General features: G+C 59.3%; 27 protein-coding genes. 10 read left to right on the forward strand and 17 right to left on the reverse strand.

Annotated elements, in window-relative coordinates; genetic code table 11:
• Positions 1 to 97: 97 nt before the first annotated feature.
• The 5 genes from VSQ83_RS00645 to VSQ83_RS00665 all read right to left on the reverse strand — a co-directional run bounded on the left by VSQ83_RS00645 (position 98) and on the right by VSQ83_RS00665 (position 4670).
• Positions 98 to 349: a YfhL family 4Fe-4S dicluster ferredoxin gene (locus VSQ83_RS00645; protein ID WP_016782613.1), complete on the reverse strand. Its 252-nt coding sequence runs from the start codon at positions 347 to 349 to the stop codon at positions 98 to 100.
• 99 nt (positions 350 to 448) lie between these two features.
• A complete protein-coding gene (gene coaD, locus VSQ83_RS00650; protein ID WP_004419754.1) occupies positions 449 to 931 on the reverse strand; it encodes a pantetheine-phosphate adenylyltransferase in 483 nt (160 codons plus the stop codon).
• 115 nt (positions 932 to 1046) lie between these two features.
• Positions 1047 to 2642 carry a GMC family oxidoreductase gene (locus tag VSQ83_RS00655; protein WP_133075146.1) on the reverse strand — a complete coding sequence of 532 codons (1596 nt, stop codon included), beginning with the start codon at positions 2640 to 2642 and terminating at the stop codon, positions 1047 to 1049.
• Positions 2643 to 2680: 38 nt separating this feature from the next.
• Complete coding sequence (locus VSQ83_RS00660) at positions 2681 to 3226, reverse strand: twin-arginine translocation pathway signal protein (protein WP_326425027.1); 546 nt, start codon at positions 3224 to 3226, stop codon at positions 2681 to 2683.
• 13 nt (positions 3227 to 3239) lie between these two features.
• A complete protein-coding gene (locus tag VSQ83_RS00665; protein ID WP_219262674.1) occupies positions 3240 to 4670 on the reverse strand; it encodes a coniferyl aldehyde dehydrogenase in 1431 nt (476 codons plus the stop codon).
• 164 nt (positions 4671 to 4834) lie between these two features.
• Between VSQ83_RS00665 and VSQ83_RS00670 the strand changes: the two genes are divergently transcribed.
• Positions 4835 to 5503, forward strand: a complete 669-nt coding sequence (locus tag VSQ83_RS00670; RefSeq protein WP_326425030.1) for a TetR/AcrR family transcriptional regulator — start codon at positions 4835 to 4837, stop codon at positions 5501 to 5503.
• Between the two features lie 30 nt (positions 5504 to 5533).
• A complete protein-coding gene (locus VSQ83_RS00675; protein ID WP_133075150.1) occupies positions 5534 to 6388 on the forward strand; it encodes a sulfurtransferase in 855 nt (284 codons plus the stop codon).
• Between the two features lie 39 nt (positions 6389 to 6427).
• On the opposite strand, the gene VSQ83_RS00680 is transcribed toward VSQ83_RS00675, so the two are convergent.
• From VSQ83_RS00680 to VSQ83_RS00700, 5 genes are all read right to left on the reverse strand, one after another.
• On the reverse strand, positions 6428 to 7270 hold the full coding sequence (locus VSQ83_RS00680; RefSeq protein ID WP_219262673.1) for an AraC family transcriptional regulator: 843 nt from the start codon (positions 7268 to 7270) through the stop codon (positions 6428 to 6430).
• Positions 7270 to 8301, reverse strand: coding sequence for a hydrolase (locus VSQ83_RS00685; protein WP_326425032.1), 1032 nt, complete (start codon positions 8299 to 8301; stop codon positions 7270 to 7272). The genes VSQ83_RS00680 and VSQ83_RS00685 overlap by 1 nt, the downstream gene beginning before the upstream one ends.
• 311 nt (positions 8302 to 8612) lie before the next feature.
• Positions 8613 to 9212: a 16S rRNA (guanine(966)-N(2))-methyltransferase RsmD gene (gene rsmD / locus VSQ83_RS00690; RefSeq protein ID WP_133075153.1), complete on the reverse strand. Its 600-nt coding sequence runs from the start codon at positions 9210 to 9212 to the stop codon at positions 8613 to 8615.
• Positions 9212 to 10702: a M16 family metallopeptidase gene (locus VSQ83_RS00695; protein WP_326425034.1), complete on the reverse strand. Its 1491-nt coding sequence runs from the start codon at positions 10700 to 10702 to the stop codon at positions 9212 to 9214. Before VSQ83_RS00695 ends, rsmD begins: the two co-directional genes overlap by 1 nt.
• Positions 10695 to 12047, reverse strand: coding sequence for a M16 family metallopeptidase (locus tag VSQ83_RS00700; protein WP_133075155.1), 1353 nt, complete (start codon positions 12045 to 12047; stop codon positions 10695 to 10697). Before VSQ83_RS00700 ends, VSQ83_RS00695 begins: the two co-directional genes overlap by 8 nt.
• A gap of 356 nt (positions 12048 to 12403) precedes the next feature.
• Between VSQ83_RS00700 and ftsY the strand changes: the two genes are divergently transcribed.
• From ftsY to rpoH, 4 genes are all read left to right on the forward strand, one after another.
• Positions 12404 to 13867, forward strand: coding sequence for a signal recognition particle-docking protein FtsY (ftsY, locus tag VSQ83_RS00705; protein WP_326425036.1), 1464 nt, complete (start codon positions 12404 to 12406; stop codon positions 13865 to 13867).
• On the forward strand, positions 13864 to 14535 hold the full coding sequence (gene ftsE, locus VSQ83_RS00710; protein WP_019828060.1) for a cell division ATP-binding protein FtsE: 672 nt from the start codon (positions 13864 to 13866) through the stop codon (positions 14533 to 14535). Before ftsY ends, ftsE begins: the two co-directional genes overlap by 4 nt.
• Positions 14532 to 15554 carry a permease-like cell division protein FtsX gene (gene ftsX / locus VSQ83_RS00715; protein WP_133075157.1) on the forward strand — a complete coding sequence of 341 codons (1023 nt, stop codon included), beginning with the start codon at positions 14532 to 14534 and terminating at the stop codon, positions 15552 to 15554. Before ftsE ends, ftsX begins: the two co-directional genes overlap by 4 nt.
• Before the next feature lie 113 nt (positions 15555 to 15667).
• A complete protein-coding gene (gene rpoH, locus VSQ83_RS00720) occupies positions 15668 to 16522 on the forward strand; it encodes an RNA polymerase sigma factor RpoH (protein ID WP_004419731.1) in 855 nt (284 codons plus the stop codon).
• Between the two features lie 102 nt (positions 16523 to 16624).
• Here rpoH and mtgA read toward each other — a convergent pair whose 3' ends face one another.
• On the reverse strand, positions 16625 to 17380 hold the full coding sequence (gene mtgA / locus VSQ83_RS00725; RefSeq protein WP_133075158.1) for a monofunctional biosynthetic peptidoglycan transglycosylase: 756 nt from the start codon (positions 17378 to 17380) through the stop codon (positions 16625 to 16627).
• Positions 17381 to 17425: 45 nt separating this feature from the next.
• On the opposite strand from mtgA, the gene VSQ83_RS00730 reads away from it, so the two are divergent.
• The 4 genes from VSQ83_RS00730 to trmB all read left to right on the forward strand — a co-directional run bounded on the left by VSQ83_RS00730 (position 17426) and on the right by trmB (position 19662).
• A complete protein-coding gene (locus VSQ83_RS00730; RefSeq protein ID WP_133075159.1) occupies positions 17426 to 17797 on the forward strand; it encodes a DUF423 domain-containing protein in 372 nt (123 codons plus the stop codon).
• An 80-nt stretch (positions 17798 to 17877) separates the two neighbouring features.
• Positions 17878 to 18078, forward strand: a complete 201-nt coding sequence (gene thiS / locus VSQ83_RS00735; protein ID WP_016782550.1) for a sulfur carrier protein ThiS — start codon at positions 17878 to 17880, stop codon at positions 18076 to 18078.
• Between the two features lie 57 nt (positions 18079 to 18135).
• On the forward strand, positions 18136 to 18930 hold the full coding sequence (locus tag VSQ83_RS00740) for a thiazole synthase (protein WP_019828053.1): 795 nt from the start codon (positions 18136 to 18138) through the stop codon (positions 18928 to 18930).
• Positions 18931 to 18939: 9 nt separating this feature from the next.
• Positions 18940 to 19662 carry a tRNA (guanosine(46)-N7)-methyltransferase TrmB gene (gene trmB, locus VSQ83_RS00745; protein WP_133075160.1) on the forward strand — a complete coding sequence of 241 codons (723 nt, stop codon included), beginning with the start codon at positions 18940 to 18942 and terminating at the stop codon, positions 19660 to 19662.
• Between the two features lie 124 nt (positions 19663 to 19786).
• Here the strand turns inward: trmB and VSQ83_RS00750 are convergent, their stop codons facing one another.
• From VSQ83_RS00750 to metX, 6 genes are read right to left on the reverse strand one after another with little or no spacing between them, the layout of a single operon-like run.
• Entirely contained in the window at positions 19787 to 20113 is a 327-nt protein-coding gene (locus tag VSQ83_RS00750; protein ID WP_046810379.1) for a DUF3392 domain-containing protein, read from the reverse strand.
• Positions 20114 to 20122: 9 nt separating this feature from the next.
• The gene (hemW, locus tag VSQ83_RS00755) at positions 20123 to 21337 is read right to left on the reverse strand and encodes a radical SAM family heme chaperone HemW (RefSeq protein WP_326425038.1); all 1215 of its coding nucleotides are present in this window, start codon (positions 21335 to 21337) and stop codon (positions 20123 to 20125) included.
• Entirely contained in the window at positions 21334 to 21930 is a 597-nt protein-coding gene (gene rdgB / locus VSQ83_RS00760) for an RdgB/HAM1 family non-canonical purine NTP pyrophosphatase (RefSeq protein ID WP_133075162.1), read from the reverse strand. Before rdgB ends, hemW begins: the two co-directional genes overlap by 4 nt.
• The gene (locus VSQ83_RS00765) at positions 21927 to 22364 is read right to left on the reverse strand and encodes a DUF4426 domain-containing protein (protein ID WP_133075163.1); all 438 of its coding nucleotides are present in this window, start codon (positions 22362 to 22364) and stop codon (positions 21927 to 21929) included. The genes rdgB and VSQ83_RS00765 overlap by 4 nt, the downstream gene beginning before the upstream one ends.
• Positions 22365 to 22389: 25 nt before the next feature.
• The gene (metW, locus tag VSQ83_RS00770) at positions 22390 to 23010 is read right to left on the reverse strand and encodes a methionine biosynthesis protein MetW (RefSeq protein WP_326425041.1); all 621 of its coding nucleotides are present in this window, start codon (positions 23008 to 23010) and stop codon (positions 22390 to 22392) included.
• Positions 23011 to 23017: 7 nt separating this feature from the next.
• The gene (gene metX, locus VSQ83_RS00775; protein WP_133075165.1) at positions 23018 to 24157 is read right to left on the reverse strand and encodes a homoserine O-succinyltransferase MetX; all 1140 of its coding nucleotides are present in this window, start codon (positions 24155 to 24157) and stop codon (positions 23018 to 23020) included.
• Positions 24158 to 24175 lie beyond the last annotated feature (18 nt).

A 24175-nucleotide genomic window follows, 5' to 3' on the forward strand; every position in this document is an offset into this window, starting at 1 on the left:
GGCTTGCTCGCGATGCAACCACCTCGGTCGAACGGGTCGATCGCAGTGAATCTATCGCGAGCAAGACCGCTCCCACACAAATCGCATAGACGATGAATCAGGCCTTCCCGGTAATTGCCCGGTACTTTTCCATCAGCTGTTCTTCGGTTTCCGGGTGGGCTTCATCCAGCGGGATGCAGTCAACCGGGCAAACCTGTTGGCATTGCGGTTCGTCGTAGTGGCCAACGCACTGGGTACACAGGTTGGGGTCGATCACGTAGATCTCTTCGCCCTGGGAAATGGCAGCGTTCGGACACTCGGGTTCGCAGACGTCGCAGTTAATGCAATCGTCGGTGATGATCAGGGACATGGGTACTCCGGCCGGGGCGGTCGGCCCGGGCAACTGAAATCGAATGCGGCAATTGTGCCGCATTGGCGCCCGCAGTGCACGCGGGCGCCGCTTCAGTGGTTATTTCTTGCGAAAACGCTCGGTCAGGGCATCAGCCACGGCCGGGTGTACGAATTTGTTGATATCGCCGCCCAATGCTGCGATTTCGCGCACCAGCGTCGACGATATGAACGAATAACGCTCTGACGGCGTGAGGAACAGACTTTCGACATCGGGGGCCAGTTGGCGATTCATGTTCGCCAGCTGAAACTCGTATTCGAAATCCGACACGGCACGCAGGCCACGCAGAAAGACATTGGCGTTCTGTTCTTTGGCGAAATGCGCGAGCAGCGTCGAGAAACCGACCACCTCAACATTGGGCAGGTGTTTGGTGACTTCACGAGCCAGCTCCACACGCTGTTCCAGTGGGAATAGCGGGTTTTTCTTGGTGCTGGCAGCGACAGCAATGATCACGTGATCGAACAGGCGCGAAGCGCGTTCGACCAGATCGCCATGGCCCTTGGTAATAGGGTCGAATGTACCTGGGTACAACACTCGGTTCATCGCGTCGTCCTGGCGGGAATCCGTTGGGGAGTCGGATGGTATCGCAGCATTACCGGTCGGCCAAGTCGCCATTCGAAGAAGAAAGCACTATAGACGCGACGAATTAACTGCTTTTTCATGAACTTTTAAGGCGTTCGGCCAGTTGCGTCGCGAGTTTTGCTGTCAATCCGTACACCGATAATTGTGGGTTGGCACCAATGCTGGTGGGGAATAATGAGCCGTCGTGGACCGATACATTGCGCAATTGATGATGGCGGCCGAGGCTGTCGGTGACGGCCATCTGCGGATTTTCACCCATTGAACATCCGCCCATCACATGGGCACTGGCCAGGCGGGTTCGATACAACTCAAGGCTCAAACTGTCGATCTGGTCACGTGTTTCGCGAAGGCGTGTCATGTAGCGCGCATCGCTGTGCAATGGCATGACTGCGCTGGCACCCGCCGCAAACTGGATTTCGGCCATGCTGTGGAAGGCGCGCTTGAGCCCCTCCCAGCCGTAGGGCGTGAGGGTGTAATCGAGCACCGGACTGTCATCGCTGCGCAACTCGACACTGCCACCAGGGCTGTCAGGATGAAAACCGTCGCGCATCAGCGCCAGCATCATGTGGGTAGTGGGCAGTTTGGCCATTTGTTCAGCACTGCTCTGGCCAAAGCCTGAAAACAAGGTGGCGGCCAATGCCGGGTGCAGCGGTGGCACTTCGAGTTTGTAGCCCATAGGGCCTTTGGGACCGTCTTTCCATTGAAAGTGATCTGAGTAAATCGACTGCGGCGCACCGTAGAAAGGATTGATTGCAGTAGGAAATTGCGCTGCGGAGAAGTTGACCAGATGCAGAAATGTCCGCTTGCCCAGTCGCTTGTGTGGGTCGGGTGCGTCGGAGCGCATCAGCAGGCCGGGCGTATTGATGCCACCGCCTGCCAGAACGTAGTGGCGGGCCTTGACCGTAATCGTGTGGCCGTTGGGGGTTACGCAGCGGCTGTCCATTGCCTGGCACTCCAGGCCGGTGACATGGTCGCCACTGATGGATAACCGCCACGCGCGGGCCAGATACAGCAGTTCGCCGCCGTTCTCCAGAGTCGCGGGAATGGTTGTGACCAGCATTGATTGTTTGGCGTTGGTCGGGCAGCCCATGCCGCAATAGCCCAGGTTCCAGCAGCCCCGCACGTTGCGGGGGATCACATGCCAGCTGTAGCCGAGCTTTTCGCAGCCGTTGCGGATCACTTCGTTGTTGGCGTTGGGCGGGACTTGCCAGGGCGCAACACCCAGGCGCTGCTCCATGTGTTCGAACCAGGGAGCCATCTGTTCCTCGCTGTGGCCTGCGACTGCGTGCTCGCGGGCCCAGTGCTCCAGGGTGGGCGCCGGGGTGCGAAAGCTGGAGGTCCAGTTCACCAGCGTGGTGCCGCCCACGGCCCGGCCTTGAAGAATGCTGATGGCGCCGTCTTTGCTCATGCGCCCCACACCTTCCTGATACAGGCTGGCGTAGGCCTCGTCCTCGAGCAGCTTGAAATCGCTGCTGGTCTTGAGCGGCCCTTCTTCGATCAGTAGGACCTTGTAGCCCGCTGCGCTGAGGATTTCAGCCGTGGTGCCGCCGCCTGCACCGCTGCCGACAATGGCGACGTCTGCCTCCAGTGTCAGGTCGCCCTCCAGTTGCGAGCCATCATGGGTTTTCCAGCCTCGGGCCAGGCCTTCGCGAAACGGATCGGTTACGGGCATCAGGGTTACTCGAGATGAGTGCGGGAACGTAAGTGTTTTTATATTTTTGGCGGACCCGGGTAGCCGCAGGCCGCCCATGATTGCGGGCACTCGTACCAACTCATCATGACCAGCTGCACCAGCGAGCCATGACCCATTTTCAGCAAGCCCAGGCTGCTGTTTTGCCAGCGCTGGAGAAAGTGCCGGATCTGCTCGGGGCTGGCGTTTTCCCAGCGACCCCAAACCCCGGTCAACGGGCCGCGTGTCATGGGCATGGCCAGCACGTCGAACAGTTGTTGGGTAAGGCTGAGCAGCGCGGGAGACAAGTGGTTGAGGTTGTCGTCCAGAGTGTTCAGCGTGGCCTTCGTAGCGTCGGACATCGAGGATGCAGGCACGCTGCCAGCGAGCATGACCGGGATCAGCGCGCGCAAAAAAAACAGGTCGCTGCTGCGCAATACCTCAAAGCCACTGGCGCTGCTGCTGGCCGAGCAGCCGCTGAGGCTGGCACCTAGCCCGGCAGTCGCCAGTAATGCACTGGCACATGCACCGACCTTCAAGACCCCGCGACGTGAAAGCAGGGCGTTCTCGAGACTGAGTACAGGCATGGCCAAGGCTCCGCTAGCGGATGAACAGTTTCTGGATCAGGCGCACCAACTGCCGGCCGTAAGGCGGGTAGATCATCAGCGAACTGTTCCAGCGCTGTTTGACCAGGACCCCTTTGGCCTTGCTGAAGGTCAGAAACCCTTCGTGACCATGGTAATGGCCCATGCCCGAGTGCCCGACCCCGCCAAAAGGCAGGTCGTCGATGGCCACGTGCAGCAGTGTTTCATTGATGCTGACACCGCCCGAGTGGGTGTGCTGGATGACGCGCTGTTGCTCGGCCTTGTTGTAGCCGAAGTAATAAAGCGCCAAGGGGCGAGGTCTGGCGTTGATGTACGCCAATGCCTGATCGAGATGGGTATAGGTCACGACGGGCAGCAGCGGGCCAAAGATCTCGTCCTGCATGACCTGCATGTCGTCGCTGACCTCCAGCACCAGTGCGTGGGGCATTCGTCGCCCCTGGCCTTGTTCATATAACGGAACCAGGCGTGCGCCCTTGAGGGTCGCATCGGCTTGCAGTCGTTCAAGGCGCGCCACCTGGCGTTCGTTGATGATTGCGGTGTAGTCCGGGTTGTCGATCAGAGTCGGATAAAAGCTGTGGACCGCCTGGCGGTAGGCGTCGATAAAACCGTCTACCCGGTCCTGGGGTACCAGCACGTAATCCGGGGCGATGCAGGTCTGTCCCGCGTTCAGGGTCTTGCCCCAGGCGATGCGCTGGGCGGCATCCTTGAGCGGTACATCGGCCGACACAATGGCAGGAGATTTACCGCCCAGTTCCAGGGTGACGGGGGTCAGGTTTTCAGCGGCCGCGCGCATCACCTGCTTGCCCACGTGGGTGGAGCCGGTGAACAGCAAGTGATCAAACCCCAGGCTGGAGAACGCTACAGCCACATCGGCTTCGCCCAGCACCACCGTCACCATGTCTTCGGGAAAGATGCGCCCCAGCAAATCCTTGAGCAAACGCCCTGTGGCCGGGGTGAACTCGCTGAGCTTGAGCATGACCCGGTTGCCGGCGGCCAATGCCCCGACCAAAGGGCCAATTGCCAGGTACAGCGGGTAGTTCCACGGCACGATAATTCCGACCACGCCCAGTGGCTGGTACACCACCTTGGCGCTGGCGGGGACGAACATCATGCCGACGCTGCGCGTTGAAGGCTTCATCCAGCGCTTGAGGTGTCTGAGGGTGTAATCAATGCTGTGCAGGCAAGGCATCAGCTCGGCAAACAAGGTTTCGTCCGGACTGCGATGGCTGAAATCCTGACTGATGGCGTCGATCAAGACTTCACGCTCGGCACTGAGCAGTTGGCGCAGACTTTTTAACCATTGCTGGCGTTGCGCAAGAGGTGCAAACGGATGGGCTGCGTAGGCCTGACGCTGTTTGTCGAGCAGTGAATTGAGCTCATCCTGAAGGGCTGAGACGTTGTGATCGTAGGCACTGTCGACAGACATGGTTGCTCCAGGCGTTTTTTCTATGGGTTTTTATCGTTGGAGAGCAGGGATGTTTTTAGAGCTTGTGCTCTAAGTTGTCAATCGCCGGGCCTGTCACCCGTGTTGTTTATCGATTCAAGGTTAGGCCGTAAGATGCCTTTCGTTTTTAAATTAAGCGCAAGCCCATGGCCATACGACTAAAAACCAGCCAGCGCATCGCCAATAGCAGCCTGGAGCTTTTTAACCAGCTGGGCGAACGCAGTGTCAGTACCAACCACATTGCGGCCCATATGGAAATTTCGCCGGGCAATCTGTATTACCACTTCCCGAACAAGCAGGCGATCATCTCGGTGTTGTTCAGTGAGTACGAAGCACTGGTGTTGAGTTTTTTACACCCGCCAGAAGGGCGTTTGCCCACCGTTGCCGACAAGCGCCATTACTTGCAGCAACTGCTGGATGCCATGTGGCGCTACCGTTTTTTGTACCGCGACATTGAGCATTTACTGCACAGCGATTCGGAACTGGCCATCCGCTATCGACGCTTTTCACAGCACTGCCTGGCTCAGGCGGGGGCGATCTATGCCGGATTCGTCGAGGCCGAAATCTTGCGTATGACCTCCCAGCAAATCGAATCCTTGAGCCTTAACGCGTGGATTATTCTTACCTCGTGGGTCGGATTTTTATGCACCACCCGTGAGAACAGTGAGCAGCTCAGCGAGCAGGCGATCAAGCGTGGTGTGTATCAACTGCTGGTGCTGGAGGCGGGGTTTGTCACCGACCAGGCCCGTGAAGCAGTCGATGAACTGATAAAGGAATATTACGTTCCCCTGGAACATGCGCTGTACGCTCAATAACTGCATTTCACCCCCTCACAGGAGTTCACTATGCCCGTTGCGCAACTGATCAGCCCTCAAGCCCTGAATGAACGTCAGGCGCAGCCCGGTCTGGTTATTCTGGACTGTCGCTTTGCCTTGGAAGACCCGGATTATGGCCGTTGCAGTTATGCCGAAGGGCACATTGCCGGCGCACAGTTTGCCGACCTTGAGCGTGACCTGAGCGGGCCGGTGATCAAGGGCGTGACAGGTCGCCATCCGCTGCCCGATCCGCGCACCCTTGTGGAGCGACTGCGCACCTGGGGTGTAAATGCCGACAGCGATGTGGTGCTGTATGACGATGGTCCCGGTGCCTTTGCTGCTCGGGCATGGTGGTTGCTGACCTGGCTGGGCAAGCGCGACGGCGTGTTTATCCTGGATGGCGGCCTCAAGGCCTGGCATGGAGCGGGCTTTCCCCTGAGCCTGGATGCGGCTCCGACGTTGCGCGGCACGTTCGAAGGTAAACCTGACAGCCATATGCTGCTCAGCGCGGAGCAACTGCAAAAGCGCCTTGGCAAACCGCAGATGACCTTGATCGATGCCCGTGCGCAGCCGCGCTTTCGAGGCGAGGTGGAGCCCATCGATCCTGTTGCCGGACATATTCCAGGCGCGCAATGCGCAGCGTTCAGCGAAAACCTCGATAGCACGGGGCGTTTTTTGCCTGCCGAGCAACTCAAGCAGCGGTTCGCCGAAAAACTGGGGGATCGCTCGCCCGATGAACTGGTGGCCTATTGCGGGTCCGGTGTGACGGCGTGTCATAACCTTTTTGCGCTGGGGCTGGCGGGTTATCCGCTGGGCAAGCTCTATGCGGGCTCGTGGAGTGAGTGGATCAACGATCCGGCGCGTGGCATTGCTACCGGCGATTGATCAACCGAGGGCGGTTTAGTGTGTGGGAGCGGGCTGCAATCATCGGCGGTCCGAGTTGGCACTGGCCAAGCGATACGCACCAGGGCCAACGCCATAGACCTTCTTGAATTGCCGACTCAGGTGGCTCTGGTCGGCAAAACCCAATTGCGTCGCCACTTGTAGCGGCAAGCAGCCTTGTTGCAACAAGGCCCGGGCATGGGCGATGCGCTGCTGCATCAGCCAGGTGTGTGGCGGCATGCCAGTGGCTCGTTGAAACACCCGGGCAAAGTGGAACGCAGACAAGTTGACCGCTGCGGCGAGCTCTTCCAGTGAGGGTGGCTCTGCCAGCCGGGCGTTTAACAGTTCCTTGGCCCGGCTTACGGCACGATGCTCGACGCCGGGTTTTGCCGGCATCGGCAGGCGGGCATGGCGATTGAGCAGGGCTAGCATCATCTGGCGCCATACAGTTTGCTGGTGCAAGGCGGTTTCTGGCCCTTCCAGCAATTGATGCAGCCGGAACAACCCGTGAAACAGGTCGCTGTCGTACAGCAATGTGTCATTGAAGGTCGGCAAGTGCGTGGCGGGCAGTTCGAGTTCTTCGAGCAATTGTTGAATTTGCGCGTTGTCCGGGTAAAAAGCCCGGTAGCGCCAGCCCGCATCATGGCCTTTGTGCCCATTGTGGACTTCGTCCGGGTTGATCAGCACCAGCGTGCCCGTGGCGGCCAGGTGTTCGGCGCCCCGATAGCGATAACGCTGGGCGCCCTCGACGATCATGCCGATCACAAAACCATCATGCACATGGGGCACGAAGCGGTGCTCGATATAGCGCGCCGTGAGCAATTCGACACCCGTCAGGGGCGGCGTCTGCCAGAAGCGAATCGACTCACCCTGCTGTGCGTCCATTACTCGGACTCAAGCCGCAGCGCGGCCAGCCATTGGGGAATCCGTCGCTCAAGGTAGTAACCCGGCCTGGTCGGCGTACCTTCCAAAAAGCCGACATGTCCGCCTTTGGCGTGCAATTCAAGTTGCGTGCTGGGCGACAGCTCGCTGGTTTCAGGGATGCTGTGCTTGAACACGAACGGATCGTCCGTGGACTGGATAATCAGGGTTGGGGTGTCGATAGTACCAAGGAAGTAACGACTGGAGGCGCGACGGTAGTAATCATCGACGTTGAGATAGCCGTTAAGGGGGGCTGTCACACGGTCATCGAATTCCCAGAAGGTACGCATCTTTCCCAGCGTCTTCACTGAACCCAGCTCGGCCAGCCTAGCGAGGCCTTCGTGTTGGGCATCGAGCTGGAACCGGTGCTTTTTGACTTTGACGTAGGCCAGCATCTCGCGCATGAAATGAGCCTGGTAGACCCTCGAAAACCCGAGGCCGATCCGGTCTGCACACTGGTCAAGACGGAACGGTACCGATACGGCGACGGCACCTTGCAAGCCACTCTCGTGGCCGCTTTCGCCCAGATACTTGAGCAGCACATTGCCCCCCAGCGAATAGCCCACGGCATACAGCGGCGCCAACGGGTGTGTGGCGCGCAAATGCGCCACGGCCTCGGCCAGGTCTTCGCTGGCGCCTGAATGATAGCTGCGAGCCAACAGGTTGGGTTCGCCCGAGCAGCCTCTCCAGTTCAGTGCAGCACTGGTCCAGCCGCGTGCGGCAAGGGCGTTTTGCAGCCCCAGAACATAGTGCGAACCCGATGAGCCGGTCAGGCCGTGCAGCACCAGAACGACGGGGGCATATGCCTGCGGCGTGCCGTGCCAGTCCAGATCGAGAAAGTCGCCGTCCTTGAGCCAGATGCGTTCACGCCGATGCTCGATGGCAGGTTTTGTGCGCCATAACGGCCCCCATAACGTCTGGATATGAGGATTGCCCAAACCCGGCGCCGTGACAAACGGCTTGAGGGGTAAAGCATGGCTGGCTGAAAAAGGCACGGTGGTTCTCATCGGATGACAGGTACGGCGGGTGTCTAAATTGCCACATTGCAGCCCGGCACCCAAGTGTTGCGTAATGGCCAGTTAGTTATCTGATGGTTGGCATGCAACGGGGTCCCATCAAAAGAACCGGCTGGGCTTGCGAAGGCAGGAGAGGGTGTTACGCAGGGATTTTGTGTTTGCAGGCGCGCTCAAGGCATCGCCCGGACCGTGGAGCCGCTGCCGTAGGCTGCGATAAGGGCCGAAGGGATTGCTCTTGAAAAAGAGCAATCCCTTCGGGCTCGATCGCAGCCTGCGGCAGCGGCTACAGGTTATTGTGCGGCCGCAGCCTCACGCTGCCACAGGGCGTAGTTCACGCCCCCGGCTTTTTGCTCGCGGTGCAGGCGCCAGTTGGCAGGCAGGCTCAGTTCCGATGGGCGGACTTCGCTTTCGGTGTAAACCCATGCGTCATCGGCCAGCCAGCCGCGTTGCTCCAGCAGGTCGCAGGCCGGCTTGAGCAGGTCCTTGTTGAACGGCGGGTCCAGGAAAACCACGTCGAACGTGTCAGTTGCCGTCGCGTCCAGATAACGAAGGGCGTCGGTCTGCTGCACTTCGCCGACCGTGCAGCGCAGGATGCCCATGTTCTCGCGAATGTTGGAAATCGCATCGCGGTTGCTGTCCAGTGCCACGCCTTTGGCTGCGCCGCGGGACATGGCTTCAAGGAACAGCGCGCCGCTGCCGGCGAATACGTCCAGTACCTTGGCGCCGCCGATGTGCGGGGCCAACCAGTTGAACAGGGTTTCTCGCACGCGATCCGGTGTCGGACGCAGGCCCTCTACATGGGGGAAGTCGAGCTTGCGGCTGCGCCATTCCCCGCCAATGATGCGTAACTGACCCGCACCTGAGTGCGATGTGTTTTTTGGCTTTGCCATTAATGCTCCGGAACCCCAAGAGGTTGCTCTGAAGGTTTGTCGGTAGGAGGTGGCAGTGGTTTTTGCGGCACGGTTGGGCCAGCGGTCACTACGACCATTTTGTCGGCGCTCAGGTGCTTGTTCATGGCGGCCTTGACCTGATCGGTGGTCAGGTCCTGGGATTTCTGCATGAAGGTTTCAAGATAGTCCAAAGGCAAATCATAGAAGCCCATTGCGCCAAGTTGGCCGACGATGGCTGAGTTGCTGGCAGTGGACAGCGGGAAGCTGCCTGCCAGTTCACGCTTGGCATCGTCGAGTTCTTTTTGCGTCGGACCATTTTTCAGGTAATCAGCCAAAATGTCTTGCACCAATTTGAGCGTACCTTCGCTCAATTCGGCACGGGTTTGCAGGTTGATCATGAACGGGCCACGGGCTTGCATCGGGCTGAAGCCGGAATACACGCCATAGGTCAGGCCGCGCTTTTCACGCACTTCAGTCATCAGGCGCGTGCCGAAACCGCCGCCACCCAGGATGCTGTTGCCCAAAGCCAGTGCGGCATAGTCGGGATCGTCACGGTCAATGCCCAGCTGGGACACCAGCAAGTGGGTTTGCTTGGACGGGAACTCGATGTGGGTTGCGCCGGGTTTTGGCTCGCTCGGTTGCACTGTTTTTGCAACGGCCGGGCCCTTGGGCAGCGCGGCCGAAACCTGGGCTGCGATGGCTTCTGCTTCAGCGCGAGACAGGTCGCCAACGATCGCAATGACTGCGTTGCCAGCGGTGTAGGCCTTGTTGTGGAAGGCCTTGAGTTGATCGATGGTTATAGAGATGATGCTTTGGGCGTTGCCATCGCTGGCGTGAGCGTACGGGTGATCGCCGTACAGGCGCTTGAACAGCTCATCGCTGGCCAGTTTTCCGGGGTTTTGCTTCTGGAACTCAAAGCTGGCGAGCAACTGGTTTTTGATCCGCGCCAGGGAGTCAGCCGGGAATGTCGGCTTGCCCACCACCTCGGCGAACAGATTGAGCGCCGGAGTGCGTTTGTCCACATCGCTCAGGCTGCGCAGTGAGGCAACGGCCATATCGCGATAAGCACCATTGCCGAAGTCGGCACCCAGGCCTTCAAAGCCCTGGGCGATGGCGCCTACATCTTTGCCGGCCACGCCTTCGTTGAGCATGGCGTTGGTCAGCAGTGCCAGGCCTGGCGTGTTGTCGTCCTGGCTGCTGCCGGCGGCGAAGGTCAGGCGCAGGTCGAACATCGGCAGCTCCCGTGCTTCGACGAACAGCACTTTGGAGCCTTCGGCAGTTTTCCAGGTTTGCACGTTCAGCGCACGGTGGCTGGGAGCCTTGCCGTCGAGTTCGGCCAATGACTGGAGTTTTTGCTCGGTCTTGGCCTTGTCCAGCGCCTGGCTTGCAACCGATTGGTCGGGATTGGCAAAAAAGTAGCCGAGTGCGCCAACCAGAACGGCAGCGCTCAGACCGAGCAGGGCGAAGCGGGAGGCTTTACGCTCACTCATGGGTTTTCTCCTCGGGCAGAACATGCGCAACGCTCAGGCGGTCGCGAGTGAAATAGGTGCGGGCGGCTTGCTGGATATCGGCCGGTGTGACCTTTTGCAGGTCAGCCAGCTCGGAGTCCATCAGCTTCCAGGACAGGCCGACGGTTTCCAGTTGGCCAATCGAGGTGGCCTGGCTGGTGATCGAGTCGCGCTCGTAGACCAGGCCGGCAATCACCTGGGCACGCACGCGCTCAAGTTCTTCAGTGGTAGGCGGGGTCTTTTTCAGGTCGTCGAGCAAACGCCACAAACCCGCTTCGGCCTGGGCCATGGTGACTTTTTTCTGGCTGTTGGGCATTGCTGAAAGCATGAACAGGCTGTCGCCACGGGTGAAGGCGTTGTAGCTGGACGATGCCCCGGAGACCAGTTCTTCACCGCGCTCAAGCTGGGTCGGCATGCGTGCGCTGTAGCCGCCGTCCAGCAGCGCAGAAATCAGGCGCAGGGCATTGGCGGTGATCGGGTCTTTGGCCGTCGCAATGCTTGGCACGTTAAAGCCCAGCATCAAGCTTGGCAGTTGGGTCTGTACGTGTATCTTGAGCAGGCGCTCGCCAGGGGTTGGCAGCTCCAGCGGGATTTTGGCGACAGGAATTTCGCGTTTTGGAACAGGCCCGAAGTAGCGTTGAGCCAGGGCTTTGACTTCATCCGGGGTCACGTCGCCGACCACGACCAGCGTGGCGTTGTTGGGCGCATACCACTCTTCATACCATGCGCGCAGTTCGCCAACGCTCATGCGCTCAAGGTCCACCATCCAGCCGATGGTCGGAGTGTGGTAGCCGCTGGACGGGAAGGCCATTGCACTGAACAGCTCGTAGGCTTTGCTCATGGGCTGGTCGTCGGTGCGCAGGCGGCGTTCTTCCTTGATCACTTCGATCTCGCGCTTGAACTCTTCAGGCGGCAGGCGAAGGCTGGCCATGCGGTCGGCCTCAAGTTCAAAGGCCACGCCCAGGCGGTCACGGGCCAGCACCTGGTAATAGGCGGTGTAGTCGTCGCTGGTGAAGGCGTTTTCCTGGGCGCCAAGGTCGCGCAGGATCAACGAGGCCTCGCCGGGGCCGACCTTGTTGCTGCCCTTGAACATCATGTGCTCAAGGGCGTGGGACAGGCCGGTCTTGCCGGGCGTCTCGAAACTGGAACCCACTTTGTACCAGACCTGGGAGACCACTACGGGCGCGCGATGGTCTTCGCGCACAATGACTTTCAGGCCATTGTCCAGGCGGAACTCGTGAGTAGGCTGCGGTTCGGCCGCCAGGGCCGAAAGCGGAAGTAAAACTGTGCTGAGCAACAGGCCAGCAGCGCGGCGGGCTAGATTCATTCGTTTTTTAACCTGTTGGGCTACCTGCTCGGCCTTAGCGTCTGCAGGTGAGGAGGTGCTAGGATACTGATCCGTTTTACCGGCGGCCACGCCTATCAGGCCATTGACGATCAGACTAAGGTTGATCGGGCAGTATAGGAGCCCGCTTGGAAGTGTGGATGTATCCCGGTAAATTTCGCATTTTTGCCGACTTTCCCGTGACAGACCCGAGTTAAGACGAAGTTCACGAGGTGCGTTTTACCCTCTGAACACAGTTGCGTGCGAACAAGCTGACAAAATTACAGTCTGTTTCACACCGAATATTATTTGCCGGGGCGCCACAGTGGCGCACCGCTACGATGAGATAGCCGTCCTCCATGTTTGGTTCCAACGACGACAAGAAGAACCCAGCTGCGGCTGGCGAGAAAAAAGGCCTGTTCGGATGGCTGCGCAGAAAGCCGCAGGAAACCGTCGTGGAACAGTCCGCGCCTGCGCCCGAAATTACCCCGCAGCCGTTGATTGAGGCCACTGTGGTCGTCGAGGCAACGCCTGAAGTGGTCGTCGTGGCCGCAGCACCAGCGGTTGAGCCAGCCATTGAACCGCCTGTCGCCCCTGAGGCGGCGCCCTGGCCGCCGTTGCCTGTTCCCGAAGAGCCGGTGGCACTGGTTGCCGACGTGCAAGCGCCGCATGTCGTGCCTCCGATTCCTGAGCCCGAGGTGGTTGTTCCCGAGCCGGTGATTGCCCCGGAGCCTGTGGTTGAAGAGCCCGAGGTGGTTGAACCCATCGTTGAGCCAGAGCCAGAGCCAGTTGCCGTTGTTGAGCCGGTCATCGTGCCAGCTCCTGTAGTGGCTGCAGCCGCTCCTGTGGTTGAAGCCCCGGTGCCGGCTCCGGTGGTTGCCGCTGAACCCAAGACAGGCTTCTTTGCCCGTCTCAAGCAAGGTCTGTCCAAGACCAGCGCCAGCATTGGCGAAGGCATGGCCAGCCTGTTTCTGGGTAAAAAGGCCATTGATGACGATTTGCTCGAAGAGATCGAAACCCGTTTGCTGACCGCCGATGTGGGCGTTGAAGCAACGTCGGTGATCATTAAAAACCTGACGCAGAAAGTCGCCCGCAAGCAATTGACCGATGCCGACGCACTGTACAAGTCGTTGCAGGACGAGCTGGCGGCCATGCTCAAGCCGGTTGAACAGCCGCTGAAAATCGAATCGCAAAACAAGCCATTCGTGATTCTGGTGGTGGGCGTCAACGGTGCCGGTAAAACCACCACCATAGGCAAGCTGGCCAAAAAGCTGCAGCTTGAAGGCAAGAAAGTCATGCTGGCGGCCGGTGATACCTTCCGCGCCGCGGCCGTTGAGCAGTTGCAGGTGTGGGGCGAGCGCAACCATATCCCGGTCATTGCCCAGCACACTGGCGCTGACTCGGCATCGGTGATTTTTGACGCCGTGCAAGCCGCCAAGGCCCGTGGCATCGACGTATTGATCGCTGATACCGCCGGTCGCCTGCACACCAAAGACAATCTGATGGAAGAACTCAAGAAAGTTCGTCGGGTTATCGGCAAGCTCGACGCCGACGCCCCGCACGAAGTGTTGCTGGTGCTTGATGCTGGCACGGGGCAGAACGCTATCAGCCAGACCAAGCAGTTTGATCAGACCGTTGCCCTCACAGGCCTGGCGCTGACCAAGCTGGACGGCACGGCCAAGGGCGGGGTGATTTTCGCCTTGGCCAAGCAATTCAATATCCCGATCCGCTTTATCGGTGTGGGTGAAGGCATTGATGATTTGCGTGACTTTGAGTCCGAACCCTTTGTCCAGGCTCTGTTTGCGGAGCGGGAGCGTCCATGATTCGTTTCGAGCAGGTCGGTAAGCGCTATCCAAATGGACACGTGGGCCTGCACGAGCTGAGCTTTCGGGTCCGTCGGGGCGAATTCCTCTTTGTGACCGGCCACTCCGGCGCAGGTAAAAGCACGCTGTTGCGCCTGCTGCTGGCGATGGAACGTCCGACCACCGGCAAGTTGCTGCTGGCCGGGCAGGACCTGGGGCAGATCAGCAATGCGCAGATTCCTTTCTTGCGTCGCCAGATCGGCGTGGTGTTCCAGAACCACCAGCTGTTGTTTGATCGCACGGTGTTCAACAACGTCGCCTTGCCGCTGCAGATTCTCGGGTTGTCCAAACCTGAAATCGCCAAGCGAGTCGACTCGGCGCTGGAGCGTGTTGCGCTGTCGGACAAAACCGATCTTTATCCAGGTGACTTGTCCACAGGTCAGCAACAACGCGTGGGCATTGCCCGAGCCATTGTCCATCGTCCGGCCTTGCTGCTGGCCGATGAGCCCACCGGTAACCTCGATCCGCGTCTGGCGGCGGAAATCATGGGCGTATTTGAAGACATCAACCGTTTGGGCACCAGCGTACTGATCGCCAGCCATGACCTGGCCCTGATCGCACGCATGCGCCATCGTATGCTGACCTTGCAGCGCGGGCGATTGATTGGCGACGGGGAGGCCGCCGTATGAGTGCAACACGCAGCTCCAAAGTGTCCGAACGCGTAGCACCCAAGGCAGCCGATCCGCAGCCACCGAAGAAAAAACACGACGATGACGATGGTCCGACCTTTGGCATGTTGTTTCACGCCTGGGTTGAGGCCCACCGTGCAAGCTTGCTCGATAGCCTCAAGCGCCTGGGCAAGCAGCCCATTGGCAGTTTTTTTACCTGTCTGGTGATGGCCGTTGCTCTGAGTCTGCCCATGGGCTTGTCGTTGTTGCTTAACAACGTCGAGCGCTTGGGAGGTTCCTGGCAGCGTGCAGCGCAAATCTCTCTGTACTTGCAGATGGATGCCAGCAGCGAGCAGGGTGAAAAACTCAGCGATCAGATAAAAGGTATGGCGGGGGTGGCTGACGCAGAATTCATCAGCCGTGAAAAAGCTCTTGAAGAGTTCCAGCAGCAGTCTGGGCTGGGCGAAGCGCTTAAAGAACTGCCCGATAACCCGTTGCCGGGCGTAGTGCTCGTGACCCCGGCCGAGGTCGATAAAGCCACACTTGAGGCGCTTCGCGAGCGTCTTGCGCAGTTGCCAAATGTGCAACAGGCGCAACTTGATCTAGTCTGGGTCGAGCGCTTGGCGGCCATCCTGAAATTGGGTGACCGTTTTGTGTTTGGCTTGACGGTGTTGCTGGTATCAGCTTTGCTGCTGGTCATCGGTAATACGATTCGTTTGCATATCGAGAATCGTCGTATCGAAATTGAAGTCATCAAGCTGGTCGGTGGTACTGACAGCTATGTGCGCAGGCCATTTCTGTACATGGGCGCGCTGTATGGTTTCGGTGCGGGAGTGCTTTCCTGGGGCGTTTTGGCTTTCGGCCTGAATTGGCTAAACGACGCGGTGGTGGGATTGGCTGGTCTGTATGGCAGCAATTTTGCCCTGGCGGGTGTGCCGGTAGCCGATGGTCTGTCTCTCTTGCTTGGCGCGGTGTTGTTAGGGTATATCGGTGCATGGATTGCAGTCGCGCGTCACTTACGTGAGCTTTCGCCCAAGTAGTGTCTTTACACCTGTTGACCTTTTCAGCTTTTTTTGGGAACTTTTTTCCAGGTTTTCGGTCAACTTTCGCAGTGCTGAACTGCACGAGTTATGTAAGACGGAGGTTTTTTCGTATGACCACTTCTTTGCAACCTGCGTATGCGTTGGTCCCTGGTGCGAACCTTGAGGCCTATGTCAACACGGTGAACAGCATTCCACTGCTGACACCGGAGCAGGAGCGTGAACTGGCCGAGAGTCTCTATTATGAGCAGGATTTGGGGGCGGCTCGGCAGATGGTGCTCGCCCACCTGCGTTTTGTTGTACACATTGCCCGTAGTTATTCGGGCTATGGCCTGGCTCAGGCTGACCTGATCCAGGAAGGCAACGTCGGCCTGATGAAGGCGGTCAAACGCTTTAACCCTGAAATGGGCGTGCGTCTGGTGTCGTTCGCCGTTCACTGGATCAAGGCAGAGATCCACGAGTTCATTTTGCGTAACTGGCGGATCGTGAAAGTTGCGACCACCAAGGCTCAGCGCAAACTGTTCTTCAACCTGCGCAGCCAGAAAAAACGTTTGGCCTGGCTGAACAACGACGAAGTTCATCGTGTGGCTGAAAGCCTCGGCGTAGAGCCTCGCGAAGTGCGCGAGATGGAAAGCCGCCTGACCGGTCATGACATGGCCTTCGACCCGGCAGCTGAAGCTGACGACGACAGTGCATTCCAGTCGCCAGCCAACTACCTGGAAGACCATCGGTACGACCCGGCGCGCCAACTGGAAGATGCTGACTGGACCGATAACTCCACCAGCAACCTGCATGAAGCGCTGGAAGTGCTGGACGACCGCAGTCGCGACATTCTGTATCAGCGCTGGCTGGCTGAAGAGAAAGCCACGCTGCACGACCTGGCACAGAAGTACAACGTGTCTGCCGAGCGGATTCGTCAGCTTGAAAAAAGCGCGATGAACAAGCTCAAACTGTCGATTGCCGCCTAACCCGGCTCGATAAAAAAACGCCCCGGCTCGCAAGAGTCGGGGCGTTTTTGTATGTGTTGCAATTGCGTTCATTCTACGGCGCGGATGGTGTGGGGGGCTGCTTCAGTCAGCCCACGGCGCCTTGCGCGAGTTATTCAGGGTGTCGAGGTAGCTATCACCGCCCAACTGGCGCATTTGCTGGCGAATCCAGCCTGCGCGGCGGCTCACGTAGGTGCTGGGGTGGCTGGCACTCCAGTTCAGCGGGCTGGGCAGCACCGCTGCCAGGTAGCTGGCCTGCTGGGTTGAAAGGTTCTTGGCACTCACACCGAAGTGATGGCGAGCTGCCGCTTCTGCGCCGAATACGCCTTCATCCCACTCTGCACTGTTGAGATACACCTCAAGAATTCGCTGCTTGGGCCAAAGGATTTCAATCAACCCGGTAAACCAGGCTTCCAGGCCCTTGCGTAACCAGCTGCGGCCCGACCATAAAAACAGGTTCTTCGACACTTGCTGGCTCAGCGTGCTGGCGCCGCGCAATGTGCCGCCCTGCTCGTTGTGCACCAGGGCAGCGCGGATTGCACCGAAGTCGAAACCCCAGTGCTCGGGAAATTTCTGATCCTCGCCAGCCATGACTGCGACTTTGAGGTCGTTGGAGATTTCATCCCACGGCCGCCAACTGCGCTGCAGGTCGATGGGCTCACCATCGAACCAGGACTCGACCTTGCGCTCGACCATCAGTGCAGTGCCGGGTGGTGGCACCCAGCGAAAGATCAGCACCAGCAATGCGCTGCCCACTGCGAACCAGAGCAGGGCTTTAAGAAAGCGGTGAACAAGAAAACGCAGCATAGATGGCTTGGCCGAACCCGTTGAGCGGGCCATTATACAGACCCTGCGCCATTCGATGATCCTGACTGGAGTTACCCCATGCTGCGCACTTATTTGATGCTGGCCGCTTTCTTTGGCTTTACCGGTGTTGCGCTGGGCGCATTCGCCGCCCACGGCCTGAAAGGTCGCTTGAGTGAGCAGTATCTGGCTATTTTTCATACAGGCGTGACCTACCAACTGGTCCACACCCTGGCCCTTTTCGGCGTGGCATTGCTTGCCACGCATCTGCCCGGACGCCTGGTGACCTGGGCAGGTATCTGTTTCGCCCTCGGGATCGTGCTGTTCTCGGGCAGTCTGTACCTGCTGACCATGACTGGCATCAGCAAGCTGGGGATCATTACACCCTTCGGTGGCCTGGCATTTTTGGCCGGCTGGCTGTGTTTGGGGCTGGCCGCCTGGCGCCTGAGCTGAGACCACAAGATGAATGGCTTGGGTCGGCCTGACTGATCGGGCTAGAATGCTGGCCCCTTAAAATGAAGGCAGCGTCGCGCATGCTCATTCAGTTGAACGGTGAATCCTTTGAACTACCGGACGGCGAGACCGTCGCGGATCTGCTGGCACGCCAGGAGCTGACGGGCCGTCGGGTCGCGGTCGAGCTCAATCTGGACATTGTCCCGCGCAGCCAGCATGCCGAAACGGTACTCAAAGCAGGCGATCAGGTTGAAGTGGTGCACGCCATCGGTGGCGGCTAGGTTTTGCCACACACTTCACGCCCGGCCCACAGTGCACACAATTAAAGAGGATTCCCGATGAGCAACGTTCGCAGCGACAAGCCCTTTACCCTGGCTGGCCGTACCTATCAGTCGCGTTTGCTGGTAGGCACCGGCAAGTACCGTGACCTTGAAGAAACCCGCCTGGCCATCGAAGCCTCGGGTGCTGAAATCGTCACTGTTGCTGTGCGTCGCACCAACATCGGCCAGAACCCGGGCGAGCCCAACCTGCTGGACGTGTTGCCGCCGGATCGCTACACCATCCTGCCGAACACCGCCGGTTGCTATGACGCGGTCGAAGCTGTACGCACCTGCCGCCTGGCCCGTGAACTGCTCGATGGCCACAAGCTGGTCAAGCTCGAAGTGCTGGCAGATCAGAAGACCCTGTTCCCCAACGTCATCGAAACCCTCAAGGCCGCCGAGATTCTGGTCAAGGACGGTTTTGACGTCATGGTGTACACCAGTGATGACCCGATCATTGCCCGCGAGCTTGAAGCCATGGGCTGTATTGCCGTGATGCCGCTGGCTGGCCTGATTGGTACAGGTTTGGGGATCTGCAATCCGTACAACCTGCGCATCATTCTTGAAGAAGCAAAAATTCCGGTGCTGGTCGATGCGGGTGTGGGTACTGCCTCCGACGCGACCATTGCCATGGAAATGGGCTGTGAGGCGGTGCTGATGAACTCGGCCATCGCCAACGCCCAGCACCCGATCATCATGGCCGAAGCCATGAAGCACGCCATTGTGGCGGGCCGTCTGGCGTATCTGGCCGGGCGCATGCCGAAAAAACTCTATGCCAGCGCCTCTTCGCCGCTGGATGGTCTGATCAAGTAAGAGCCACTGATGACTGAATCACTAGACACCCCAATCCCGGAAGAAGGCGAAGATCGCCAACACCGCCGCATCAAGAGTTTTGTGATGCGCGCCGGGCGCATGACCGAAGGCCAGCAACGCGGCCTCGATCAAGGCACGCCGCTCTATGTACTGCCGCTGGCTGACGCGCCGGTCGATTTTGATCAGGTGTTCGGCCGCTCCGCGCCGCGTACCCTCGAAATCGGCTTTGGCATGGGCCATTCCCTGCTGGAAATGGCGGCTGCTTCGCCTGAGCAGGACTTCATCGGGGTAGAGGTTCACCGCCCGGGTGTGGGCGCGCTGTTAAATGGCGTGCTGACCCAGGGCCTGACCAACCTGCGGGTTTACGATTGCGATGCGATCGAAGTGCTGACCCGTTGCGTGGCAGACAACAGCCTTGACCGTCTGTTGCTGTTCTTCCCGGACCCTTGGCACAAGAGCCGTCACCACAAGCGCCGGATCGTGCAAGCGTCCTTCGCCGAGCTGGTGCGCTCCAAGCTCAAGGCCGGTGGCGTGCTGCACATGGCTACCGATTGGGAACCGTACGCTGAATACATGCTGGAAGTGATGAACGTCGCGCCGGGCTACCGCAACCTGGCTGAAGATGGCCTTTGCGTGCCGCGTCCGCCTGAGCGCCCGGTGACCAAGTTCGAACGCCGCGGCGAACGTCTGGGTCATGGCGTGTGGGATTTGAAGTTCGAAAAACTGGCGTAGTCGCTGCCGAAGGCTGCGAAGGGTTGCGTAGCAACCCGTTTCTTTGAAGATCCACGAGGTAAGTGCGACGGCTTCGCCGCCGGTCGCAGCCTCGTGCCTCGGCAGCGACTACAGTCAGGTACGTCTACCCCCGTCGATCCGCCACAACCCCGATCAACACCAGCACCACCAACAACACCGGCGCCAGGCTGTAGTTGTTGAACTGGCTCAATCCGCGCTCTACCCACGGCGTGGCATAGATCAACGCAGCGCCGCTGCCGATCAGGCACAGCAAGGCCATCAGCGGAACGCGCAAGGCGCCGGCGATGCTGCCCAGACGTTGTTCGACCCAGCCCTTGAAGTCGGCACCAAACAGCACCAGCACACAGCCAATCAATGCCAGAGCGATCTCCGAGAGATGGCTGCGGCTCCAGCGCGATACGGTGGCAAGCAGGTCAAGTACCAAGTCCATTCGAGTTCCTTAGGTCAAAAAGTGCTGCAACAAGTCGTTGAGAAACAGCTGGCCCCGGGCGGTTGCCGCCAGGCGTGACGGTTCGACCTGCAATAAGCCACTTTGTTCGGCTTCTTTACGTCCAATGCTCAGGCTTTCCAGGGGCAACCCGGTGCGCTGAGGGTAGAGCACCGAGTCGACGCCATCGGTCAGGCGCAAGGCGTTCATTAGAAACTCGAAAGGTAGCTCTTCGGCTGTAAGGGTTTTCTCGCCTGCTTGAAAGTTTTTAGCTGGATTCAGGTAGTCCTTCGGCAGGCGGGTTTTCCAGGTGCGTACGATACGGCCATCGGGATGGCTCAATTTGCCGTGGGCTCCGGCGCCGATGCCGATAAAGTCGCCAAAGCTCCAGTAGTTGAGGTTATGCCGCGCCGCACGACCGGGCTGGGCATAAGCCGAAACTTCGTACTGGGCGTAGCCGTGTTCGGCGAGCAGTGCCTGGCCGGCTTCCTGAATATCCCACAAGGTGTCGTCTTCAGGCAGAACCGGCGGCTGGTTCCAGAACACGGTATTGGGTTCCAGTGTCAGCTGATACCACGACAGGTGGGTCGGCTTGAGTGCGATCGCCTGGCGCAGGTCGCCCAGGGCGTCTTCCAGCGACTGATCGGGCAAGCCGTGCATCAAGTCCAGGTTGAAATTGTCAAAGCCCGCCTGACGCGCCATCCCGGCGGCACGCACGGCCTCGTCACCGTTGTGGATGCGGCCCAGGGCCTGCAGTTTTTCTTGCTGGAAGCTCTGGATACCAATCGACAGGCGATTGATCCCCAGTTGGCGGTAGGCCACGAACTTTTCCTGCTCGAACGTACCGGGGTTGGCTTCCAGGGTGATTTCGATATCGCTGGCAAACGGGATACGCGCTTCAACACCCTTGAGCAAGCGCCCCAGGGATTGCGCGCTGAACAGGCTGGGTGTGCCGCCGCCGAAAAATATCGAGCTCAGCTCACGGCCATAGACGGCATGCAGGTCCTGATCAAGATCGGCCAGCAGCGCGTCGACGTACTCGTCTTCGGGCAGCACCGGGCTTGCGGTGTGGGAGTTGAAGTCGCAGTACGGGCATTTGCGCACGCACCACGGGATATGGATGTACAGCGACAGGGGTGGCAATTGGCTCAGCGGCGCGCGTGGCGCCTGCTGGGTAAAGCCAGCCGCGCCCAGATAGAGCGGCTGTGGAGGTGTGTCGTGGGTCATTTCAGGCCCAAACGCTGACGCAGAAGAACCATGGCCCGGGCACGATGGCTCAGCTGGTTTTTCTCGATCGGGCTGAGTTCGGCGCTGGAGCAGTTGCGCTCCGGGACCCAGAACAGCGGGTCATAGCCAAAACCGTGTTCGCCACTGGCCACAGGCAGGATGCGCCCGTGCCACAAGCCTTCGCAGATAATCGGCAGCGGATCATCGGCGTGGCGCACCAGCGCCAGCACGCAGACAAACTGTGCGCCGCGCTCGGCTTCAGGCACGTCCTTGAGGGCGTCCAGCAGCTTGGCGTTGTTCGCCGCGTCACCTTGGCCGTCAGCGTAACGCGCCGAATAGATGCCCGGCGCGCCACCAAGAAAGTCCACCGCCAGCCCCGAATCGTCGGCCAGTGCCGGCAAACCCGAGATGCGCGCCGCATTGCGGGCTTTGAGAATCGCGTTTTCAACAAACGACAAACCGGTCTCATCCGGTTCGACGCTGCTGAACTCTCCAATCGAGCGCAACTGCACCGACTCGCCGAGCATGGCCTGAAGTTCTTTGAGTTTGCCGGCGTTGTGGCTAGCCAGTACCAGTTGCGTGAGGTTCATCATTCGATTGGAGCGACCATTTGAGAAAATTGGATGGTTTCAGAGGTTGCGCCGCCAGCCTTCACATCCACCTTGAAGGTGAAGGTTTGCGGTCCGGCTACCGGGAACTGGGCCAGATAGTTGATTTCGCCGTTCTTGCCCACCTGCCGGAACGTCAGCGGTGTCGGTTTGGCGTCGCCACTCTGGACCGTGCCCTGAACGTTGGCGGCAATGTTTTTGCCGCCCTTGTTCAGGGTGATGTTCAGGACCGCATTGGTTTTGCTGCGGGTGACTTGAAATTCGTTGGCGATGTCCGGCGTCAGGAAAGTCGACGGGAACGCGTTGTAATACACCGTTGTGTCGCCAAACGTCTGCTGACGCTGGGCAGAGGTGCCGTCACCGGCAAACGCCTGCATGCCAAAACACATTGAAAGCAGTAGTAATCCAATACGACCCATTGTCACTCTCCTTGAACTTGCTGGTTTAGACCGCGACCTGATGATCTTGAAGGCCAGGGCTGCTGACACGATAAATGCCAATCTCGCCCAACAGGTTAGGCCATATCTTGCTTGCCCACCCGTGTCGGTGTTGTTGATCCACGGCAAGACGGTTGATCACCCGGGCTTCACGACCACGGCACAGCGCTTCGAAGTCTTCGAAGGTGCAGAAGTGGATGTTCGGCGTGTTGTACCAGGTGTAGGGCAGAAAGTCGGAAACCGGCATCCGTCCCTTGCTGGCCAGGTACCAGCGGCAGCGCCAGTGGCCGAAGTTGGGGAAGGTGATGATGCATTGGCGACCCACACGCAGCATCTCGTCGAGGATCCGGTCGGGGTAATGCACGGCTTGCAGCGCCTGAGTCATGACCACGATGTCGAAACTGTTGCTGGCGAAGTTGCCCAGGCCTTTGTCGAGGTCTTGCTCGATGACGTTGATGCCCTTGGCAACGCACTCGGCGATATTGTCCGGGTCGTTTTCCAGGCCGTAGCCGGTGACTTGTTTGTTGTCGCGCAGCCAGCTCAGCAGCTCACCATCACCACAACCGAGGTCGAGCACGCGGCTGCCGGCGGGGATCCATTCTTGGATGATTTCCAGGTCGGCTCTCATGGCGTTCTCACAGTTCTATTCGGTTCATGTAGTTGCTGAAGGCTTGCAGGTAGCGCGGAATCGGGATCAGGAAGGCGTCATGGCCCTGCGGAGCGTCGATTTCCAGATAGCACACGTCTTTTTTCGCGGCCATCAGGGCATCCACCAGCTCCCGCGAACGGGCCGGCGAGAAGCGCCAGTCGGTGGTGAACGACATCACGCAAAAGCGCGCCTTGGCACCGGCAAAGGTTTTGGCCAGGTCGTCGTCGAAATTGGCCGCGGGGTCGAAGTAGTCCAGCGCCTTGGTCATCAGCAGGTAGGTATTGGCGTCGAAACGCCCGGAGAACTCTTCACCCTGATAACGCAGGTAACTCTCGACCTGGAACTCGACGCTGTGGAAGTCGTAGTTGAGGTTTTCGTTTTTCAGGCCACGGCCGAATTTTTCACCCATCGAGTCATCGGACAGATAAGTGATGTGCCCTACCATGCGTGCCAGCATCAGGCCGCGCTTGGGGATTACGCCTTTTTCCTGGAACGAACCGCCGTGGAACTCGGGGTCGGTGAGGATGGCCTGGCGGGCGACTTCGTTGAACGCGATGTTTTGCGCAGACAATTTGGGTGCCGAGGCAATCGCCAGACAATGGCGCAGGCGATCCGGGTAGCTGATGCTCCACTGGAGCGCCTGCATGCCGCCCAGGCTGCCACCGATCACGGCGGCCCACTGGTAGATGCCCAGCCGGTCGGCCAGACGTGCCTGGCTGTGGACCCAGTCTTCGACGGTCAATACCGGGAACTCGGCGCCAAACGGGCGACCGGTTTCGGGGTTGGTGCTGCTGGGGCCGGTAGAGCCGTTGCAGCCGCCCAGATTGTTCAGGCTGACGACGAAGAACTTGTTGGTGTCGATTGGCTTGCCGGGACCGATGCAACTGTCCCACCAGCCGGGCTTGCGATCATCGGCGCTGTGATAGCCCGCCGCATGATGGTGCCCTGACAGCGCATGACAGATCAGTACCGCATTGCTGGCGGTGGCATTGAGCTGACCGTAGGTTTCGTAAATCAGGTCGTAGGCAGGCAGCGAGCGGCCGCAGGCTAACGCTAGGGGCTCGTTGAAGTGCGCCGTTTGCGGCACAACCAGACCAACGGAATCGGGGGGAAAGGCAGCTGGCATCGACCCTGCTCTCATTTA

It is taken from the genome of Pseudomonas sp. DSV-1, from assembly GCF_035830915.1.
Classification (GTDB): Bacteria; Pseudomonadota; Gammaproteobacteria; order Pseudomonadales; family Pseudomonadaceae; genus Aquipseudomonas.

Coding starts and splice junctions, on each gene's coding strand:
- VSQ83_RS00695 (WP_326425034.1), bottom strand. CDS start 10,702: ATGAGTGAGCGTAAAGCCTCCCGCTTCGCCCTGCTCGGTCTGAGCGCT.
- rsmD (WP_133075153.1), bottom strand. CDS start 9,212: ATGGCAAAGCCAAAAAACACATCGCACTCAGGTGCGGGTCAGTTACGC.
- VSQ83_RS00730 (WP_133075159.1), top strand. CDS start 17,426: ATGCTGCGCACTTATTTGATGCTGGCCGCTTTCTTTGGCTTTACCGGT.
- VSQ83_RS00665 (WP_219262674.1), bottom strand. CDS start 4,670: ATGTCTGTCGACAGTGCCTACGATCACAACGTCTCAGCCCTTCAGGAT.
- VSQ83_RS00700 (WP_133075155.1), bottom strand. CDS start 12,047: ATGAATCTAGCCCGCCGCGCTGCTGGCCTGTTGCTCAGCACAGTTTTA.
- VSQ83_RS00750 (WP_046810379.1), bottom strand. CDS start 20,113: ATGGACTTGGTACTTGACCTGCTTGCCACCGTATCGCGCTGGAGCCGC.
- VSQ83_RS00765 (WP_133075163.1), bottom strand. CDS start 22,364: ATGGGTCGTATTGGATTACTACTGCTTTCAATGTGTTTTGGCATGCAG.
- rdgB (WP_133075162.1), bottom strand. CDS start 21,930: ATGATGAACCTCACGCAACTGGTACTGGCTAGCCACAACGCCGGCAAA.
- VSQ83_RS00675 (WP_133075150.1), top strand. CDS start 5,534: ATGCCCGTTGCGCAACTGATCAGCCCTCAAGCCCTGAATGAACGTCAG.
- trmB (WP_133075160.1), top strand. CDS start 18,940: ATGACTGAATCACTAGACACCCCAATCCCGGAAGAAGGCGAAGATCGC.
- coaD (WP_004419754.1), bottom strand. CDS start 931: ATGAACCGAGTGTTGTACCCAGGTACATTCGACCCTATTACCAAGGGC.
- VSQ83_RS00670 (WP_326425030.1), top strand. CDS start 4,835: ATGGCCATACGACTAAAAACCAGCCAGCGCATCGCCAATAGCAGCCTG.
- thiS (WP_016782550.1), top strand. CDS start 17,878: ATGCTCATTCAGTTGAACGGTGAATCCTTTGAACTACCGGACGGCGAG.
- VSQ83_RS00655 (WP_133075146.1), bottom strand. CDS start 2,642: ATGCCCGTAACCGATCCGTTTCGCGAAGGCCTGGCCCGAGGCTGGAAA.
- ftsY (WP_326425036.1), top strand. CDS start 12,404: ATGTTTGGTTCCAACGACGACAAGAAGAACCCAGCTGCGGCTGGCGAG.
- VSQ83_RS00645 (WP_016782613.1), bottom strand. CDS start 349: ATGTCCCTGATCATCACCGACGATTGCATTAACTGCGACGTCTGCGAA.
- VSQ83_RS00660 (WP_326425027.1), bottom strand. CDS start 3,226: ATGCCTGTACTCAGTCTCGAGAACGCCCTGCTTTCACGTCGCGGGGTC.
- VSQ83_RS00740 (WP_019828053.1), top strand. CDS start 18,136: ATGAGCAACGTTCGCAGCGACAAGCCCTTTACCCTGGCTGGCCGTACC.
- metW (WP_326425041.1), bottom strand. CDS start 23,010: ATGAGAGCCGACCTGGAAATCATCCAAGAATGGATCCCCGCCGGCAGC.
- mtgA (WP_133075158.1), bottom strand. CDS start 17,380: ATGGCCCGCTCAACGGGTTCGGCCAAGCCATCTATGCTGCGTTTTCTT.
- hemW (WP_326425038.1), bottom strand. CDS start 21,337: ATGACCCACGACACACCTCCACAGCCGCTCTATCTGGGCGCGGCTGGC.
- metX (WP_133075165.1), bottom strand. CDS start 24,157: ATGCCAGCTGCCTTTCCCCCCGATTCCGTTGGTCTGGTTGTGCCGCAA.
- ftsX (WP_133075157.1), top strand. CDS start 14,532: ATGAGTGCAACACGCAGCTCCAAAGTGTCCGAACGCGTAGCACCCAAG.
- VSQ83_RS00680 (WP_219262673.1), bottom strand. CDS start 7,270: ATGGACGCACAGCAGGGTGAGTCGATTCGCTTCTGGCAGACGCCGCCC.
- ftsE (WP_019828060.1), top strand. CDS start 13,864: ATGATTCGTTTCGAGCAGGTCGGTAAGCGCTATCCAAATGGACACGTG.
- rpoH (WP_004419731.1), top strand. CDS start 15,668: ATGACCACTTCTTTGCAACCTGCGTATGCGTTGGTCCCTGGTGCGAAC.